The following is a 16582-nucleotide window of genomic DNA, read 5'->3' as shown; positions in this document are numbered from 1 at the left end:
GCCCTATTTGATATCCAACCTAGCGCCGTTGAGGTATATGAGGCTTCTACTCACCCTCGCTATGGGGTGATGGTTCCCTGTCACCATGGCTACTCTTTCAATGCCGAGGCCCAACCCTACCCAAGGGTCAACGATGCCCCAGTTGACATCCATGGGCTTAGGCCCTATGGCAGCGGAGCCTATCTCCACATCTTTGACCAAGACATCTAAGGTTTCCCCGTAGACTTCTGAGCTTTCAGATCGAACCTCGTAGGATCCGATGCCGAGGCCTCCCATAGTCTTGGCTATCAGCTCCGCCAAACGTTCCCGAGGGTTTGCATCAGGAGCTAACTCCACGAAATTGAGCATGGTGAACTCTTCGGTGTGGAAGGACCCCCGAGTGTCTTTTCGAAAACAGGATCCAACCTCGAATATCCTCACAGGCTTCCAGAATCTTCTAAGCTTCCCCATTACGAAGTATAGGTTAGGTGCCAGCATGGGGCGGAGGCATCGCCGGCCGTCCAGCCAGAGTATCTGCTGCCAGAGGTTGCTTTCCTTTTCGATCCCCATTCGGCTGATGAAGGTCTTCGGAATTATCGTGGGAGTGACAACCTCAACGAACCCCAGAGAGGTTAAAACGTTCACCAGCTTACTTTCAACGGTTTTAAGGGGAGGCCTTTTTCCGCTGTCCTTCAGCTTCTTTATCGTTTCCCGGTTTTTTCTCGTAAGCTTCTCAGCTAGGCTGTTGAAAACCTTTTCCCGCTCTCTGGGGGAGGTAAAAGAAGCTTCCAGTTTGCTGAGCTCAGCACCAAGCTCTATCAAACGCTGCTTTTGGCTGGGGGTAAAGGTGATGGAGGAATCGCCCATGGAAGCTCACATAGATTTTAAATAAGCCCTTTTCCTGTGCCGAGGGATCCGGGAGTCGAACCCGGCTCCAAGAGGTTAGAACTCTTGTGGCCCCCCGGCCGATCCCCCATCAATTTTTTCGCAGTTCACCAATTTGTACTTTTATCTTTCCCCTATAAATTGGTTTATCTAAATCAGAGATTTTTTTGAATCTGCTTACATTAATTATTTAAACCGCTCAATTTTTCTGCCGCTTCCCCGCTACCAGAAAAGTAGTAGCTGGAAAAATTTTTTAATGCAAACAATGTTTACTAGTTGGGGGTGAAACGACAGGGGTTGTTCTCCTATGGCTGAAAAAGAAGAAATATTGCGTAAATTGTGCGCAGCGATCCGCGAAGGTGACGTGGAAGCCACGAAGGCTGTCGTGAACAAGATCCTCGAGTCTGACATAGACGCTTTAGCGGCCATCGACGCCAGCACCGAAGAAATGCGGAAGATAGGGGAAGCCTTCCAGAAAGGTGAACTCTACCTCCCTCACGTCATGATGGCGGCTGATGCTCTGAGGGAAGCGATAGTCATGCTGACGCCTAAGCTTCAGGCGGGAAAGGAAAGAAAATACCTAGGCAAAGTAGTGATAGCCACAGTCCTCGGAGACGTTCACGACCTAGGAAAAGACATCGTCGCCGTGATGATGGAGGCCGCCGGATTCCAAGTGTTCAACCTAGGCCGCGACATACCGGCTAAAACCATCGTAGACAAGGCCAAAGAGGTCAACGCTGATATCGTCGGCGCTTCTGCCCTCATGACTACCACCATGCCTGAGCAGAAGACTTTGGCTGAAGAGTTGAAGAAGGCAGGCATCAGGGACAAAGTAGTCTACATGGTCGGAGGCGCGCCGGTTACCGCTGACTGGGTTAAAGTCATCGGTGCTGACGCTCGAGGAGAAGATGCTGTCGACGCTGTGAACAAGGCTAAAGAACTTCTGGAAAAGAAATGACCCATCATCCGGTTTAACCCTTCAGCCAAGCCGCTGCCCTGAACCATGTTGATGAGGGGCGGAGATGCTTGAAGGGTACACTCATCGAGCGCCGAGGAGGGGCGTGATGAAACAAATACCCAGAAAAAAGGGAGGTGAAAAATGCAATGCCAGTGAAACTCTTCGCCGGACTTGACATGGTTCAAGGAGCTAGGTTGGAGCTACTTTCCAGAGACGCCCTAGACCGCATCAACTCGGAGACGATGGACGTATTGAAGACCAGCGGAGTTGGAGTCTACCATGAAGAGGCTTTGGAAATCTTCAAAAAGGGAGGATGTGACGTTGACCCGGTGAAACGCATGGTGAGGATTCCTGAGCACATCGTTAAGGACGCCCTCCACAAGTGTCCCGGCCGAGTCCTTTTAGCCGGCCGTGAAAAGGGAAGCGACGTGCTTCTAGAGGCTGGAAGAAAAGTGGGTAACACTACCTTCGGCACGGGGCTGTACACCTACGAATATGAAACCAATTCCATTCGAGAGTCGAACAATCAAGACGTCTATGAAGCCGCTGTCCTTGCAGATTGGTGCTCCACCATCGACTTCTTCTCCCTGCCCTGTGCAGCCAGAGAGCTTCTGATGGAAGGCTTGGCTTCGGACGTCCACGAAACCTTCACTTCCTGGGTGGGGACGAGAAAACACTTCCACCACGTCGACCCGGTGGCTGAGCACATGGAGTACTACTTCAAGATGGGTGTCGCCTACTATGGAGGCGACGAAGAAGCCTTCAGGAAGAGGCCCATCATATCCGTGTTGCTGTGTCCCACCAGTCCCCTCCAGCTGCACGCCAACGCCTGCGGAGTCATCATCCAAGGAGCCCGCTACGACATCCCGGTGAACGTGCTAAGCATGGCCATGTCTGGAGCTACAGGCCCCGTGACGTTGGCCGGCACTTTGGTGACCCATAACGCAGAAGTGCTCTCAGGCATCGTCCTCGCCCAGCTGACAGAGCCCGGTGCACCTGTCATCTACGGCAGCTCCACCACCATGTTCGACCTCAGGACGGCCACAGCACCCGTGGGAGCGCCGGAGCTGGGGCTGATAAGCGCCGCTGTTTCGCAACTTGCGCAGTATTATGGGCTGCCCAGCTATGTGGCAGGCACCTAGGCTGATGCCAAGCTCCCCGACGCGCAGGCTGCCCACGAGAAGACCATAACCACCCTCCTGCCCATGCTGGCGGGGGCCAATGCCATCTACGGCGCTGGGATGCTGGAGCTGGGTCAAACGTTCAGCTTGGAGCAGCTGATCATCGACCACGATATCATAGCCATGTGCCGGAGGGCTACCAAGGGCATCTCTGTGAACGATGACACCTTGGCGACAGACCTCATAAAAGAGGTGGGGGTTGGGGGGAACTTCCTCTCCAAGAAGCACACCCTCCAATGGATGGACGCGGAGGAATCCTTCCCCACGCTGCTGAACAGGGACATGCGAGGAACTTGGGAGAAAAAAACAGACAAGAAGGACCTAGCCTACTTGGCCTACCAAAAGTCGAAGGAAATCTTGAAGACTCACCAGGTTCCACCCATCGACAAAGACCTGTTGGCCTCCATGGAGGCTATCGTCAAAGAAGCGGACAGGGCTGCGCGCGGGTAGCTTGGCTGATTAAATCAGCCTAAATTTCCCCTCTATTTTTTTATACAAGTCTATCTCTTTTTTTAGGTGAGGCTGGCTTAACAGTGATGTTTCCAGTTTCCACGTCCACTAAGTACATTCGCTTATTTCTCCTGTTTTTCACAGCCATGACCAGCCAGTTAAGCTGCCCTCTGCAGCATACCAGTTTCGGTTTTCTAGTAGGCTGTTTTCCACGACTTAGGTTTTGAACCATGCGTTCAGCTTCGCGGGAGGAGATTTTTATCAGAAACCTGTCCATAAGCTGCCTCAGCCTTTCGCCGTCGATCATGTAGACGTTAGGGGGAACCAGAAAACTCGGCTTGCAGATTTTTTTATAAAAAGGAATGTATACGCCCTGGTTGAGTTTCATGGATTTGATGTAGGAGGAAAAATTTTTAAGCTGCTTGGAGACGGCTTCCCTGCTGAAGTCGATTCTCACAACGGTTTTATCTCCGCCTATGAACTTCCGCCCGGTCATATCGATTATAGGGGGTTTGGTTTGGATTTTTTCTTGGTGGATGGTTATCCCTGTTTTCTTCAAAAGTTTGATTATGAGATTTTTGAAGGATTCCCTTTTCTCGCCCGGAGAGGTTTCAAGTATTTTGAGCACTGTTTATCTTTCAAAAATAACCATCTCCTGAAAAATAAGCTTTGGTTAAAGGTCAGACAACCGTCTTCAAATAATTTAATAACATGGTTGAGCCCTAGTTTCTTTTCGATAACCCCTCTCATGGTGGGAGTTTTGAGCGTGGAAGGCCTTGAGGAGCACAAGCACTGCGCGGTTTGCGGAGCAGTCATATCTCACAAGGACAAGGGCAAACCTGGGAAAGCCTACGTATGCAGTGAGCAGTGTTCAAAAACATATGATAAGCGGGTTAAAAAAGTTAAGAGAATAAAACTTCTCTGGTACCTCTCCACGTTCATCGTGCTCGTTCCTCTGGCAATTTTGGCGCTTCTTTTCGGTTAAATGATTTTAACAGGCTTACGAAAAATCTATTTTTTGTTAAATAAATTATTAATTGTTTTTTATAAGCTGATCGCCGCAAAAATTTAAATACTAAAAGAATAGTTAATACTAACTTGAATGTAGCTGAAAATTCTCCAAAAGATAAACCGGTGAAGAACTGTGAGTGAGAAGAAAAAAGGAGCAGGTTTCTGGTTTGGAATGGACGCGGAAACATTCTACCCTGCCTTCCACGCTGAGCTTGAGAGGAGACTGAAGATCCTAGATGAAAAACTTCGAACCGAAGGCTCCTTGGTTACCAAATGCCCCATGTGGTCTTATGCGGCCTTGGCGTTCGCCATGCTGTGGGCTATTGTTTTCGCAGTGCTGGGTTATGTGAACCCTATACCCCTCTGGGCGCACATGTCCTTCTACGGGTCTCTACTGATCCTAGTGGTACTCATAGGAATTGACCGGGTGAGGAAGGGGCGATAAAAAATGGCCAAAGAAGCGATTGAAAAGGAAGTACTGTTCGGCGCTTTGCCGGTGCTGGCGGAAGACCGGGTCTACGGTTTCGTGGACTATGTCTGGCTGCAGATGGCCTACGGTATAGCCTCTTGGGCTTTCCTAGTAGGCGGCTTGACTGGAATAGTACTGCCTGCCACTGAAGCCATAACAGCCGCCATAGCCGGTGAGGGATTAGGCCTCTTCGCATCCGCCTTTTATGCTGTGATATTTGGCAGATATGGAGCCGACCAGTTCCTATTGACGAGAGCTGCCTTTGGAAACAGAGGAGGCAACCTTCAGCTGGCCATATGGATACCTATCAACTACGGGTGGATAGCGTATTCAGCGTTTCTCTTCGGCATGTCTGCGATAAAATTAACCCCGCTGATCTGGCCTCAGGTGCCCTCCGTTCTCGCAACCGTATGGCCGGGCGCCACCCTCTGGGCAGTTATAGCAACGGCCATTGCCTCCTACGTAGCTTGGAAGGGTCCCATTGCATGCAAGTGGTTTACGAGGGTTACGTCCCCATTGATGCTGATAGTGCTAGGCGGCCTGATCTACTACATCTTCGCCGTGGAAGGAATTGGCGCTGTTTTCGCCCGTCAACCGGTAGCAGCATACGAGACTCGTCATCTATCTTGGATGAATGCCTTTGAGTGGAACCTAGGCTTAGGTTTTGCTTGGTGCTACTATTGGGGGCAATGGTCCCGTCTGGCAAAGACCGAGTCAGCGGCCCTTCACGGTCCATGGTGGGGCTGGGGGCCTGTCCTGTGCATTGCTGTGGTCTTCTCCATTCTCACGGCTTTGATCGTTGGAACCTTCGATCCAACCGACTGGTTCATGGCTATCGGTGGAGCAACTTTCGGCGGTATAGGGCTCTTCCTCTTCGCCATTGCCAACATAGGGTCGATTGTGCTGCTTATCTACACGGCGGCTATACCCATCAAGGTGGCCATACCTAGGATAAGGTGGGTGCATGCCAGCGTCACGATAGCGGCAGTACCGGCCGTAGTGCTGTTTCAGGAAGTGGTGTTCAACAACTACGCTGTCTTCCTGACGCTCATCGGCTGTCTGTGGACGGTGTACGGGGCTATAATCTTCACCGACTTCTTCGCCTTCAGGAAGAAGAAAGGCTACTGGACGGTGGACGAGATAAGAGACATGTACATGATGGGGAAGATATTCCGATACCACAAAGGCTTCAACCTGGCAGCTTGGATCACCTATCTCTCCAGTGTCATAATCTACCTGGGAGTCTACAACCCTCTGACAGGCTACGTAGGCTACTTCGGCGTCGGCTTCCCATGGGTTTCAGGGCTTCTCCTAGTGTTCGGCTATGCCATCGCCTTGTACTGGCTCCTCATGCATCTGATATACCCGCAAGAAGTGAAAAGACTACGTGTGGTCGAGTGAAAACCCTCCCACAACTTTTTTTTTTTTTTTTTAAAAAAAACAACCCAAATTGAAGTCTAAAATTTTTGTTTCATGCCTTAAGGCAGGTATCTGTAAAAGTCTTCAAAGAGTAGTTGCCTTTGAAGACAGCTTCGGCGAGCCATTCCTCGGTTTGATGGAGCTGGCTGGACGCGGTTATTCGCGTCGGGGAAGATCAGCCTGAAAACAAGAGCCACATGTGGCCATATGCTATGGGTTTTTCAGCCTCTCAAAACTAGTATTATGAAGATTATGAGGAAAAATATGATGGGGAAAAACCACATCACCTTCAGCCTTCGAGCTTTCGCCATCTCATCCTCGTACATCTTAGCGCATCTGGGCCCGCAAAGCACCACGCCAGACCTAGCTCTTCCCTTTCCCCGCACCACGCTGCCGCAAACGCTACAATGTCTGTGTTCCTCGATTTCAACATCCATTCTGGCATCAACAACGCTGAGATGATTCCGTCCCCGTGTATTCTATGGTTTACCGGTATATTCTTTAAAACTTTGCCCCTCTCCCAGCGTAGATTTTGAGAGAGGCTGTTTCTACTCTCACAAAATTTCCACCAAAAACAGCGCCTTCTCCATAAAAAGGAGGAGGTGTTTGTTTCAGTTTTCGGCTATTCGAGTTTTTGCACTTTTTCTTTGGTTTTTAAGCGTTGGGCTTCGTCGATGGTGCTTATGAAAACCATGCCATCCCCTGGCTTTGCCGTGCAGCATCCTCCTCGGATGGCGTCGACGATCTTTTCTACATCTCCATCCTCGCAGAAGACTTCAATCTTCGACCTAGGAAGAATATCTTCTACGATGGGCGGCGTGAAGGGCGTGGGGGTGAACCCAGACTTGTATTCTCTGCCATGGCCTCTCACATCATAGTAGGTGAACCCGGGTGCGCCTATTTCCTTCAATTTCTGTATAGTTTCCTTCAATCTTTCAGCCCTAATGTAGGCTTCAATTTTTTTCAAAAAATTCCTCCTAAAAGGTGGCTAAGGGTTTAGCCTGCCTCTAAATAGAATATGGGAAATATGTGATTTAAGCTTTTTTTATGACGATTTCAAACTTAGCTCGGTTCTCTTTGATGTTTAGGATCTCATGTCCCTCTCTGAGGACGAATCTTTGAATATTTTCTTTAGCCGACGGATAGTCTCCGATGACCTTGAGAATTTTCCCCACCTCCAACTCCGCAAGTTTTCTCTTCGTCAACAAAACGGGCATGGGGCAGGCTTTTTTTCGAACGTCCAATACTTCGTGAGCTTCCTCCATTAAATCACCTAAAAGAAGGCTTCCCCAAAAAAGGCTATGTCAAATATAACATATTTGGCATGGTTTTTCCAAGGCTGCCTCCCAGATGAGACACCGTTACATCAGGTGCCGTTTCCTTGGCTTCCACCTGAAATACGCAGGCTCGGCGGCTGCCGTCCTTTTTCAATTTTTACCTCTAAAAAGGCTAGCGGTGCACTGAATTTAACTTTTTCTAAGATCAGCCTTCACAATACTTCCGGCTCAAAAAAAGGAAGATGGGGTTTGTGGCCCAGAGGCTTAGCCGTTCCCTCATCCCCCTCGCTTCACGCGTGGGTCGGTGGGCGGTGGCTCTGGGCTTGGCTCTTTAGAGTTTCACCAGTTCCTTAAGGCGTTCGACAGCGTTGATGCGGATGCCGAGGATCTCGGCGATTCGGGCTTTGGCTTCGAGGCCCCTGGCGACCCCTGGGACGCCTGTGATAGTGCCGATGTTGAGCCTCTCCCTCAGCCTTCTCATCTCAAATTCGTCCCGCAGAGCCATGGTGTCGGTTTCCAGCTTCTTGGCCACGTAGTCCTTCGCGTCCTTCAACCTATATCTCAGCATCTGCATCCTAGCCACCATGTCTCCCGCCGTCCTGATGCCTCCCATGCCGCTGGCGGCGCAGTGAGCTATGGGCATCCCAAAGGGATCGCCCACTCCCACCTATAAGCCGTCTACCTCGGCGATTTCAACCATTGCCTTGCTGGCCCGGGTCACAGCGTCCACCGGCGGAGTTTCGTACATGGGGATTCCCCCAACGCCCATGCCCATGTTGACGTGGATGGGGATTTTGGATTCTTTGACGCAGTGCTTGACCAAGGTGACTGCTCTGGCGATGTTGAGGGGGAAGGACAGAGAAGGCTTGGTGTTGACCACCGGGCCGAAGATGTCCACTCCTGCCTTTTCAGCGAGGCTGGCTTGCTGGTGAGGCCAGAGTCCCGCCAGTTTGACGCCTTGATATTTCAGCTCGGTGTGGAATCCTAGGATGAATTCTCCCGCCATGCCCATTTCCACGCAGAGGTAGGGGCATTCCTTCTTTATCTTTTCCGTGGCGGTAAGGGAGGCGTAGAAGTCTGCGTCGCCTCCGGCGCCGGTGGTGTCGATGTTCAAGGCGTCCAAGCCTACCTCGTAGAGTCTCACGGTGATGTATTCTAGGTCTTCCACAAACCTGTGGGCGGCGTTTTCCATGGATTCTTTTGCTTCCCCTATCTTGCGGTCCTTGATGAGCCCGATGGGTTCGGGGAAGGGTCCGTCTGGGGCGTAGTATAGGCCTAGGTTAGGCATGGCTCCGTAGAAGATGGGGAGGATGGTCATGTGCAGGACGTTCTGCAGGACCGATTGCTCCTGGGTGATGATGGGTTTAACGGGTTTGAAGCTGTAGTCGATGTGCCCCAGCTCGGCGGTGTCGGCGCTGAAGGCTTTCTCGTAGATGCACATGGCTTGCTCCCGGGAGCATGGGATGCTCACTCCGCTGTTGGACTGGTCGGCCATCACCTTCAAAGGCCCTACGTCGTGGGTGAGGACGACTTCTCTCCCCGGCTCCACGGCTACCAGCCGGTTGGGGTCGGTGATGATCTCCAGCAGATGCTCTTGTTCGGCTCCTGAAAGCTCGGGGACGTGGGCTTTTTCCGCCGCGTCCTTGGTTCCGGCTTCGATGTCGGCTTTTATCTGCTCTTTGCTCATTCTTACCGGTCGGCCGTCTCCCATTCTGGTTAGGTAGTCCATTTTTCTTTTTCACCTTCCTACTCGGTTATGCCGAGTAATTTTTTGGCTTTCCTCACGCTGTCCGGTCCGTCTTCACCCCATGCGTCGGCGCCTATTTCCTCAGCCCAAACGCCTGTGGTAGCTCCTCCGCCTACCATGACCTTCACCTGGTCTCTTATGCCTTCCTTCGCTAGGGCGTCGATGACGGCTTTCTGCCCTACGCGGGTGACGGTCATGAGGGCTGAGCAGCCTACGATGTTGGGTTTGAGCTCTTTGACTTTCTCGACGAAGACCTTGGTGGGGACATCCCGACCTATGTCGATGACTTCGAAGCCGGCGGCGTCGAGGAGAACAGAGACTATTCCCTTGCCGACATCGTGGACATCGCCCTCCACCGTGCCTATGAGGACTCTGCCTGCTTTAGACGGTTTGGTGGGCAGCTTGGAGAGAAGAACTTGGGCAGCGGCTTTCATGGCGTCGGCTGCCACGACGACTTGGGGGAGGAAGACTTCGCCTCTCTCGAAGAGGTTTCCTAGGTCTGTCATGGCTTTGGAGGCGGCTTCCAAGGCCTTCAGAGGGTCGAGGCCTGCGGCCACACAGTCGTTGGCGGCTTTGGAGGCGGCTTCCACATCTTGGGCGAAGATGGCGTCGTAGAGCTTTTTCAAGGCTTCTTCAGAAGACATTATCTATCCCTCCTCTTTTTCTCCGAGGGTATTCTCTCCTTTTTTGAATATAAAAGGTTTACCGGTAGAATTTTCTGATTTTTTTTTAAAAAAAAAAGAGTTTTAGGGTTTACAGTCGGCTTATTTTTCGGCTTCTTCAGGTTTCGCTGCGGCAGTCAGTTCTTGGACGTAGGTGGTATAGGGTTCTGGGAGGCCTTTCTCCAGCCACTCCCTCACAGCGGCTTTCTCCGTCCTGTCCTCTCGAACCGCGTCAAGGATGTGATAGAAGGCCCATATGGCCACGGCGACGAGGGCGCTGATGACGGTGCCTATCCCCCACAGAGGACTGATGACCTCTATCGGTCCGCCCCAGTAGGCGCCCTCCCAGTCGGTGACTCCCGTACCGAAGGCCAGCAGCTGAGCGAATAGAAGGGCTGAAACGATGCTCATTTAATTCCCCCCATCAGCTTTCTTTGAAGCCTTATGGCATCCTCCAGCATTTCCTTGGGCGATGCCGGCGGCAGGTAGTCCTTCCTACCCGCGTCCTTGCTTGCGAACCGTCCTCGACTGGAACGTGTCTTGCCGAGGTATTTAGCGATCTCCGTGTACTGCACCCTGTCGATTTCCGGAAGCTTATCGGTTGGAAGCTGCGGGAAGTATGGGTACATGTCTCCAAAGGCCGGCGAAGACATGTCTAAGCCTACCAACTCTACCAGAGGTTCTACTCTGAGAAGCTTTGCTTTTTTAAGAACCCAGCTGCAGACGAAGCCAATGGCAAAGGCCCATCCGGCCTCCCAGAGAGCGGAGGCAAACTGACCCCAAGGCGTGGTGACCCCTGCGATGTAGTCAAAGCCAAAGTAGTAGGCCCCCCCGGTCGGGTAGCCCCAGAGCAGAAAGCCTGGGAAGATGCCTAGGCCTATGAAGCCGCAGTATCCGTGCACCGCGCAGGCTCCCACGGCGTCGTCGATCTTGAACCTCCGCTCAACCCAGTAGTGAAGCTTGTAACCGATGAAAGGCGTGATGAACCCTATGATGAAGGCTTGGAAGGGATGGTAGAGGTCGTTCCCCGACGAGGCGCCGATGATACCCATTAAGACTCCGCTCCAAGTCCAGAAGGGATTGCCTCGGCCCACGGTGAATCCACCCATCATCCCTCCTGCCAGAGACATGAGGAAGTTGGTGCCGACCAGCGACAGCGTGGTGGGGTTCCCGAAGATGTTGACCGTTCCCCAGTAGGGCAGCGTTAAGTCCCAGGCTATTATCAGGGGGACGTTGCAGGCGAAGTAGAAACCCCAGAAACCGGTGACAATGATGAACAACCCCACAGCCGTCATCCACTGGTTGTGGAGGGGAATGTCTCTCGGTCTTCCCTGCGGGTCGAATTTGCCTATTCTGGGGCCTAGGTTGATGAGGCAGCCTAAGAGGAAGAAGCCGGCGATGGTGTGGATGATGCCGCTGGCGTAGGCGTCGTGGATGCCAAACCATTTCAGCATCCATCCGCCGTTGCTCCACCCTTGGGCGGCCAGCCATATCCACACGAACGAACCCACAATCACGGCGAGGACGACGCATGAGCTGATGCGGCATCTTTCGATCATGCCTCCGGAGATGATGGAGCCCTCGGTTTGGGCGAAGAGGAGGAAGGCAGCCCAGAAAGCCAACATGAAGCCCGGCGGTAACTCCTGTAGATTGCCAGTCATGAATGGGCTTAGAGGTCCGAAGTCTCCTCCCACATAGGGGTTGCCCTCGTAGTTGGGTATGAAGGCGTTGATGGGGTTGGGGCCCATGAAGCTGCCGTAAACCCACCACCCGAAGAGGTAGAAGGTGAAGAGGATGAGGGCGAAAAGCATGTTGTTCTTCATCAGCGTGTGGCCGACGTTCTTTCTCCTAGCAACACCTACCTCGTACATGCCGAAGCCGATGTGGATGAAGAACATGACGATGACCGTAACCCAGTAGAACCACTCCACCCATACACCATGCGCATACTGTAGCATTTCAGCCAATTGTTGTACAGTCATTTCTTCTCCTGCCATTTTCCAGAGTCTCCTCTCATGGTTTTTGATACCGTAGCAATTTTCAGAGATACTGGAGAAGGAGAGCTATTATACTTGACGAACTTAAAGTAAGAACCAAGAATCTTAGACTCTACCCCGCCTCTTAGGGCACGGGGGAGGGAGTTTCTCGGAAGCTACCAGTAATTTAAGGATGTAAAGTGAAAACCGGAAAAACCTATGACAGATTTCTGGGAACATTCAGGGCACAACATTCGACGGACCGTTCGGCATTTCCTCTCAGACCTGAGACTCAGCTGTCTTCTCCTTCGGAAGCCTCCCGGAATCCGTCGGCATCACCATCTTACTGGGTTTGCTGACATACATGTTGATGGCCAGATGGGCCATGGAGGCCCCTATCTCCGCGATCCTATTAAAAGCCCTACTCACAATCTTTATGTGAACCGCTATCTCCGGGTCCTCGGTTTCCCTCAGAATTCTGGTGACAATCTCCTCCGCATCGTCCTTTAACCTCATCCTATCTTCAACAGACTTGTTCGCCCTATGCAAGTCGCCGGTGATGAGGCTTTCGAAGGCGCCGCTGAAAACCTCCAACTCGATTTTTCCTATTCGCTGCAGTTCCTTCACCATGGCTTCGTTCGGCTTCTTGTTCAATTCGATAAGCTGGAGAATGTTGCTTGCTGCCTCCTCCAGATAATCCGCTATGGCCTCCAAATACTTAATGACAACCCGGTAGGTGGGCAGATAATGCTGGTTCTGCACGCCGACTTTCTCCGCAATCCTCACATCGGTCAGAGCCAGCTCTATGACGCGTAAAATCAGCCAATACAGCATGTTGGCTTCAGACTCCCTGTTCACCACCTCCTTAGCGGGGGTGGGATCAAATCCCATGAGTGCCTCCAAAACCTCAGTGTACATGGTCGCCGTCAAAGCGTAAAGCCTCCTCATCATCGTCGTCAGAGGGATGCTGGAAGGGTCTAAGGTGCATTGAAGGACGACAGCGTCAGGCCTTTCATCCATGATGCTCAGCCCTATCAGCCTCTGGGAAACGTTCCTCAAGACGGTAAGCCAATCCCCGTGAATCTTGTTTCGCGAAAACACCGTTATGGTGTCGTAGCCTACGATGTAGCAGCCCACGACAAGCCTCTCCAGCAGCGTGGGACTGTCGCAGAGGTCTAAGTTCACTGCCACATCCAAGCTGCCCTTAGACTCAGCCATTTCCGAAGGCATCAATCTGAGGGAGCCGTCTTTCTCATAGCTGCAGACGACGGTGTCCCCCTTCTTCAACCTAAACCGCTTGATCCATCGGCTGGGGAGAGAAACGCTGAGGGTTGAGTAGCCGACCTTTTGAAGCTTTCTTCCCTCCATAAAATCCCCACTATCTTTAGTATATACTAGAATTTATAGTTTTCGCTAAATAATTATATGCCGCCAACACTTTCTTTATTACGGATAAAAAATTTCACAATAAACCCCTGACGAGCTTGGGAAAACCAAGCGAAACCCAACTTTCCCGGGTCGGGTAAAAAAGGAGGAGGTGAAAAATGGAAACCGTCCTAGAAGAACCGAAGGTTGTAGTCCCTGAAATAGTAAAACCAAAAGCAGAGAAGAACAGCCCCAACTGTCCCAAATGCGGCTACCAAGGATGGTGGGGAGTGCAAGTCACCAACGTCCCTTGGTGCCGTGTCTGCGGAACTTACTGGGGAGAGGTTGAAGAGAACTTCAGAGGCCCATCCGCACGCTTCATCGGCATCCGTAAATACAGATAAAAACTGAATTCACTCCCCGAGCTTAAAGCCGAACACATATAGCCGATCAAGAAAACAACCAACCAAAGATAAGGGGCGGACATCCTAGTTTAAATCTCACCTTGGAACACATTATTTAACTGGCTAAAAATATTTTCCTAACTATTTTCTCCACTTCTCAAATTTTTTAGTCGCCTTCCCTTTCCCCCTCAACTCTTTAATGTCGTCCCACCTAGACCAGAGGGCAAGCAGGATCGCCACCAATATTAAAGGTAGAAAAGTCTGCTCTGGCTTGATGGGCACCTTCTGAGTAACAAGAGTGGCTACAGGCTCGGCTCTAGCCGGCAACGTACTGTCAGAGCCTTCATGCGTCACTACGAAGGCTAAGCTTCCAATCTCCTCCGGGATCATACTAAATTGGAAGGCTCCGTTTTCGTCGGTGAAGACGATGACCGACTCCACCGTTTCCTCGCCGGCCTTGGCGTAGCCATAGAATATTTTAAGTTCAAGTCCCTCCATGGCGGGGTATACGTTTCCTCTGATCAAAATGCTTTCACCCAGATAGCTTCTCTTCGGAATTCTCTCCACGTTGATCGTGATCGCCGTCTTGGTTTCGGCGGAATCAAAACCTAGGGCGCCGAGGCTCTCTTCAGCCCCCTCCGCGGCAGGGAGAGGCGAAAACAACAGCACAAACATGAAAGCAGCTGCTGTTAAAGCAATGGAGAGTTTCATCGGAAACAGACACCTCTCCTAAATTTTAGCGTTCCCCTTTAAAAATCTTTATACAATCAAGCTTAAACATCAATTATCAGCTCACTGCAACCATACAACTGCCCAGCCTCTTCCCAAATGTTGCAAATTTTAACAGGAACATGTGCTAAACATGGCGGTTTACCCTAGATTTTAAAGTTCGAACCAAAAATTCTAAAAACATATAAATAACAGCTTATAATACCATATATTATTTATATAGGAGGGGAAAACCCCTTGAATAGCCGCCTCGATACCAAGCAGAAGTCCCCTCCAGCGGCCTCCGGTTTCCCGGAAAATATTTCCTTTAAACGACGGGATGGACTAAAAATCGTGGAGGACATCCTTTCCGTCGCCTTCAACGGGGCATCAAAGACCGAGGTGGTCTACAGGGCTAACCTCAACTTTAACCGTTACAAGAACTACGTTTCACTTTTGTTGGAGAAGGGCCTAGTAACTCTCACCGAAAGAGGGGGCATAATGACCACGGAAAGGGGAAGACTTTTCCTAGAGCTCTCCAGGCAGCGGAAAGAAATCCTGACCATGCTTTCACCTTGAAGGCGGTAAACGATTAAATAAATCTGCGTTCTCTCCGACTACACTGGTTTTGTAGGCAGCTTCAGATTTTCAGCAGACAAAGCACATTCCTCTGGCTGTGTTGGAACAGTAGAATAAAGCGCGATCTTATCTGGTTCAGGGAAAATTCATACCTAAGTTTTCCAACTCTCGCTTAACGGTTTCCCAAAGCCTTACATATTCCTCGGAAGGTGAAATCTTCTCAATGTCGTAGCATTCTTCAAACCTCTTCCCCGGAGGAGCCTTCCTCATCCGCAACGGCTCCTCATACCGGCTCAGCAGCTCCTTCACAAGCTCGTTGACTTCCACTGCTCTGAGGGAGGCTGAGGCTTGGCAGATTTCCCCCGCTATCCTAGCTTCCATTCCCGTGTAATGGTTCACATAGGTCCCCCGCGTGCCTCCTGCAGAGCAGATTAGGTCTGCCCCGGAGGCGGTGTGAGTTGCCGTCTGGGCTGCCAGTTCGTAGCACTGGATTTCGGTGCAAGGCCCGGCTGCCGAGTAGATGTAGCTTCCCATGGGAACTGGGTGAACGCCTTTAACCGCCTGCATGACCAAGCAGCTCACCCAGAGGTCCTCCCTGTCGGTGGTGGTCGAAGTCCACATGTGGGAGGGCGCCATGCAGAAAAGGTGGCCGCGTGTCAGGGTGAAAGCCTGCAGGGCTTCAGCTGCGCAGAGGATGGCCGTCGCCTCCGGTCCGCCTGCTTGGCCGAGAACAGGGCATTGAGCCGCGGCCACAAGGTTCCCTTGGTATTGGCAGTGGGTCATCCTGTTGAAGACTTCCCAGCTCATCTTTAACTCGTTCAACTGCGCCACCTCATGCAGGTCTGTGGGCCTGAGCCCGTCGGGGGAGTCGGCGAAGTTGGAGGCTGCCGCCGTGACCACGGAGATGCCTCCGAAGATGCACAGGCCCGGCTTGCCCGCTGCCTTGGCGGCTTCTCTAGCCTCCACAGCCTCAGTCCTCGCAGCAGCCATTTCGATGGGCGACCGGGGTTTGATGGTCATTCCCTTGAAGCTTTCCAAGGGCCCCATCACCATGATGTCCGCTGAGGTTTCCTTGGCGTAGCTGTACAGGATTCTTCTGTAGAATTTCTCGGAAAGAGGGCAGCCGCAAGGCCCTCCGGCTATGAGCGGCCTCCGGCCGTCTCCCGTCCGGCGGGCTGCGAGTTCGATTCTTTCCTTTCCTCCGCCCAGAAAGAGCCGGGTTGAGGCTGAGCGGAGGGCTTCCTCGACCTCTTCCTCCGACACCTGTATGACTCGTCCGCTGTCGGTACAGTAAACTCCGACGTCGCAGAGGAGCTTGAGGGCGGCTTCATAGACAGCCTTGGCGAGGGAGGCGTCGGTGGACACTACTTCTTCTGGGTTGTAGCGGATGCCATATTCCTTCCGAAGCTCCTCCAGCTTTTTGGGGAGAATCTTCATGTCGAATTCTCTCTCCCCTATCTCTGGCCCTGATTCTGAGCGTTTCCAAAGTTCTAGAAGATCGATCACAGGTTT

Annotated in this window: 17 protein-coding genes and 2 pseudogenes; 7 read left to right on the top strand and 12 right to left on the bottom strand. The window is 51.8% G+C overall.

The genetic code is table 11. From position 1 onward, the window contains the following. Window positions 1-3: 3 nt before the first annotated feature. Window positions 4-846 (bottom strand): pyrrolysine--tRNA(Pyl) ligase large subunit, encoded by an 843-nt coding sequence (pylSc, locus tag BWM17_RS08620; protein ID WP_309493519.1) that lies wholly within the window; start codon window positions 844-846, stop codon window positions 4-6. 325 nt (window positions 847-1171) lie between these two features. Here pylSc and BWM17_RS08615 point away from each other — a divergent pair, with 325 nt between their 5' ends. Then, complete coding sequence (locus BWM17_RS08615; RefSeq protein WP_309493518.1) at window positions 1172-1822, top strand: B12-binding domain-containing protein; 651 nt, start codon at window positions 1172-1174, stop codon at window positions 1820-1822. A gap of 146 nt (window positions 1823-1968) precedes the next feature. After that, window positions 1969-3453, top strand: a pseudogene (gene mttB, locus BWM17_RS08610) ([trimethylamine--corrinoid protein] Co-methyltransferase). Window positions 3454-3493: 40 nt separating this feature from the next. On the opposite strand, the gene BWM17_RS08605 reads toward mttB, so the two are convergent. Further along, window positions 3494-4012, bottom strand: coding sequence for a hypothetical protein (locus BWM17_RS08605; protein WP_309493517.1), 519 nt, complete (start codon window positions 4010-4012; stop codon window positions 3494-3496). A 156-nt stretch (window positions 4013-4168) separates the two neighbouring features. On the opposite strand from BWM17_RS08605, the gene BWM17_RS08600 reads away from it, so the two are divergent. From BWM17_RS08600 to BWM17_RS08590, 3 genes are all read left to right on the top strand, one after another. Continuing rightward, entirely contained in the window at window positions 4169-4438 is a 270-nt protein-coding gene (locus BWM17_RS08600) for a DUF2116 family Zn-ribbon domain-containing protein (RefSeq protein WP_309493516.1), read from the top strand. A gap of 159 nt (window positions 4439-4597) precedes the next feature. Beyond that, complete coding sequence (locus BWM17_RS08595; protein WP_309493515.1) at window positions 4598-4909, top strand: hypothetical protein; 312 nt, start codon at window positions 4598-4600, stop codon at window positions 4907-4909. Window positions 4910-4912: 3 nt separating this feature from the next. Next, window positions 4913-6334 (top strand): cytosine permease, encoded by a 1422-nt coding sequence (locus BWM17_RS08590; RefSeq protein WP_309493514.1) that lies wholly within the window; start codon window positions 4913-4915, stop codon window positions 6332-6334. 239 nt (window positions 6335-6573) lie between these two features. On the opposite strand, the gene BWM17_RS08585 is transcribed toward BWM17_RS08590, so the two are convergent. The 8 genes and pseudogenes from BWM17_RS08585 to BWM17_RS08550 form a co-directional block, all read right to left on the bottom strand. After that, a complete protein-coding gene (locus tag BWM17_RS08585; protein WP_309493513.1) occupies window positions 6574-6789 on the bottom strand; it encodes a DUF2116 family Zn-ribbon domain-containing protein in 216 nt (71 codons plus the stop codon). Window positions 6790-6974: 185 nt separating this feature from the next. After that, window positions 6975-7319, bottom strand: a complete 345-nt coding sequence (locus tag BWM17_RS08580) for a P-II family nitrogen regulator (protein ID WP_309493512.1) — start codon at window positions 7317-7319, stop codon at window positions 6975-6977. 67 nt (window positions 7320-7386) lie between these two features. Continuing rightward, a complete protein-coding gene (locus tag BWM17_RS08575; protein ID WP_309493511.1) occupies window positions 7387-7617 on the bottom strand; it encodes a sulfurtransferase TusA family protein in 231 nt (76 codons plus the stop codon). A gap of 343 nt (window positions 7618-7960) precedes the next feature. Further along, a pseudogene (gene mtbB, locus BWM17_RS08570) lies at window positions 7961-9358 on the bottom strand ([dimethylamine--corrinoid protein] Co-methyltransferase). A gap of 17 nt (window positions 9359-9375) precedes the next feature. Beyond that, the gene (locus tag BWM17_RS08565; RefSeq protein WP_309493510.1) at window positions 9376-10020 is read right to left on the bottom strand and encodes a methyltransferase cognate corrinoid protein; all 645 of its coding nucleotides are present in this window, start codon (window positions 10018-10020) and stop codon (window positions 9376-9378) included. A gap of 120 nt (window positions 10021-10140) precedes the next feature. Then, entirely contained in the window at window positions 10141-10449 is a 309-nt protein-coding gene (locus BWM17_RS08560; protein WP_309493509.1) for a hypothetical protein, read from the bottom strand. Then, on the bottom strand, window positions 10446-12020 hold the full coding sequence (locus BWM17_RS08555; RefSeq protein ID WP_309493508.1) for a hypothetical protein: 1575 nt from the start codon (window positions 12018-12020) through the stop codon (window positions 10446-10448). Before BWM17_RS08555 ends, BWM17_RS08560 begins: the two co-directional genes overlap by 4 nt. A gap of 273 nt (window positions 12021-12293) precedes the next feature. Beyond that, window positions 12294-13382, bottom strand: coding sequence for a phosphate uptake regulator PhoU (locus BWM17_RS08550; RefSeq protein WP_309493507.1), 1089 nt, complete (start codon window positions 13380-13382; stop codon window positions 12294-12296). Between the two features lie 176 nt (window positions 13383-13558). Here BWM17_RS08550 and BWM17_RS08545 point away from each other — a divergent pair, with 176 nt between their 5' ends. Then, window positions 13559-13783 (top strand): hypothetical protein, encoded by a 225-nt coding sequence (locus tag BWM17_RS08545; RefSeq protein ID WP_309493506.1) that lies wholly within the window; start codon window positions 13559-13561, stop codon window positions 13781-13783. Between the two features lie 141 nt (window positions 13784-13924). Here the strand turns inward: BWM17_RS08545 and BWM17_RS08540 are convergent, their stop codons facing one another. After that, entirely contained in the window at window positions 13925-14494 is a 570-nt protein-coding gene (locus BWM17_RS08540) for a hypothetical protein (protein WP_309493505.1), read from the bottom strand. 255 nt (window positions 14495-14749) lie between these two features. Here BWM17_RS08540 and BWM17_RS08535 point away from each other — a divergent pair, with 255 nt between their 5' ends. Continuing rightward, window positions 14750-15070 (top strand): winged helix-turn-helix domain-containing protein, encoded by a 321-nt coding sequence (locus BWM17_RS08535; RefSeq protein ID WP_309493504.1) that lies wholly within the window; start codon window positions 14750-14752, stop codon window positions 15068-15070. Window positions 15071-15205: 135 nt separating this feature from the next. Here BWM17_RS08535 and BWM17_RS08530 read toward each other — a convergent pair whose 3' ends face one another. Further along, complete coding sequence (locus tag BWM17_RS08530; protein WP_309493503.1) at window positions 15206-16576, bottom strand: monomethylamine:corrinoid methyltransferase; 1371 nt, start codon at window positions 16574-16576, stop codon at window positions 15206-15208. Between the last annotated feature and the right edge of the window lie 6 nt (window positions 16577-16582).

The sequence above is a fragment of the Candidatus Hecatella orcuttiae genome (genome assembly GCF_002009985.1).
Lineage (GTDB): Archaea > Thermoproteota > Bathyarchaeia > Hecatellales > Hecatellaceae > Hecatella > Hecatella orcuttiae.
Note: the sequence above shows the minus strand (reverse complement) of the source record. Positions and strands in the feature narration are given on the sequence as shown.

Excerpts from the sequence above, each read along its gene's own strand:
- BWM17_RS08555 (WP_309493508.1), bottom strand. The coding sequence starts at position 12,020 with ATGACTGTACAACAATTGGCTGAAATGCTACAGTATGCGCATGGTGTA.
- BWM17_RS08560 (WP_309493509.1), bottom strand. The coding sequence starts at position 10,449 with ATGAGCATCGTTTCAGCCCTTCTATTCGCTCAGCTGCTGGCCTTCGGT.
- BWM17_RS08545 (WP_309493506.1), top strand. The coding sequence starts at position 13,559 with ATGGAAACCGTCCTAGAAGAACCGAAGGTTGTAGTCCCTGAAATAGTA.
- BWM17_RS08575 (WP_309493511.1), bottom strand. The coding sequence starts at position 7,617 with ATGGAGGAAGCTCACGAAGTATTGGACGTTCGAAAAAAAGCCTGCCCC.
- BWM17_RS08540 (WP_309493505.1), bottom strand. The coding sequence starts at position 14,494 with ATGAAACTCTCCATTGCTTTAACAGCAGCTGCTTTCATGTTTGTGCTG.
- BWM17_RS08615 (WP_309493518.1), top strand. The coding sequence starts at position 1,172 with ATGGCTGAAAAAGAAGAAATATTGCGTAAATTGTGCGCAGCGATCCGC.
- BWM17_RS08565 (WP_309493510.1), bottom strand. The coding sequence starts at position 10,020 with ATGTCTTCTGAAGAAGCCTTGAAAAAGCTCTACGACGCCATCTTCGCC.
- BWM17_RS08590 (WP_309493514.1), top strand. The coding sequence starts at position 4,913 with ATGGCCAAAGAAGCGATTGAAAAGGAAGTACTGTTCGGCGCTTTGCCG.
- BWM17_RS08550 (WP_309493507.1), bottom strand. The coding sequence starts at position 13,382 with ATGGAGGGAAGAAAGCTTCAAAAGGTCGGCTACTCAACCCTCAGCGTT.
- BWM17_RS08585 (WP_309493513.1), bottom strand. The coding sequence starts at position 6,789 with ATGGATGTTGAAATCGAGGAACACAGACATTGTAGCGTTTGCGGCAGC.
- pylSc (WP_309493519.1), bottom strand. The coding sequence starts at position 846 with ATGGGCGATTCCTCCATCACCTTTACCCCCAGCCAAAAGCAGCGTTTG.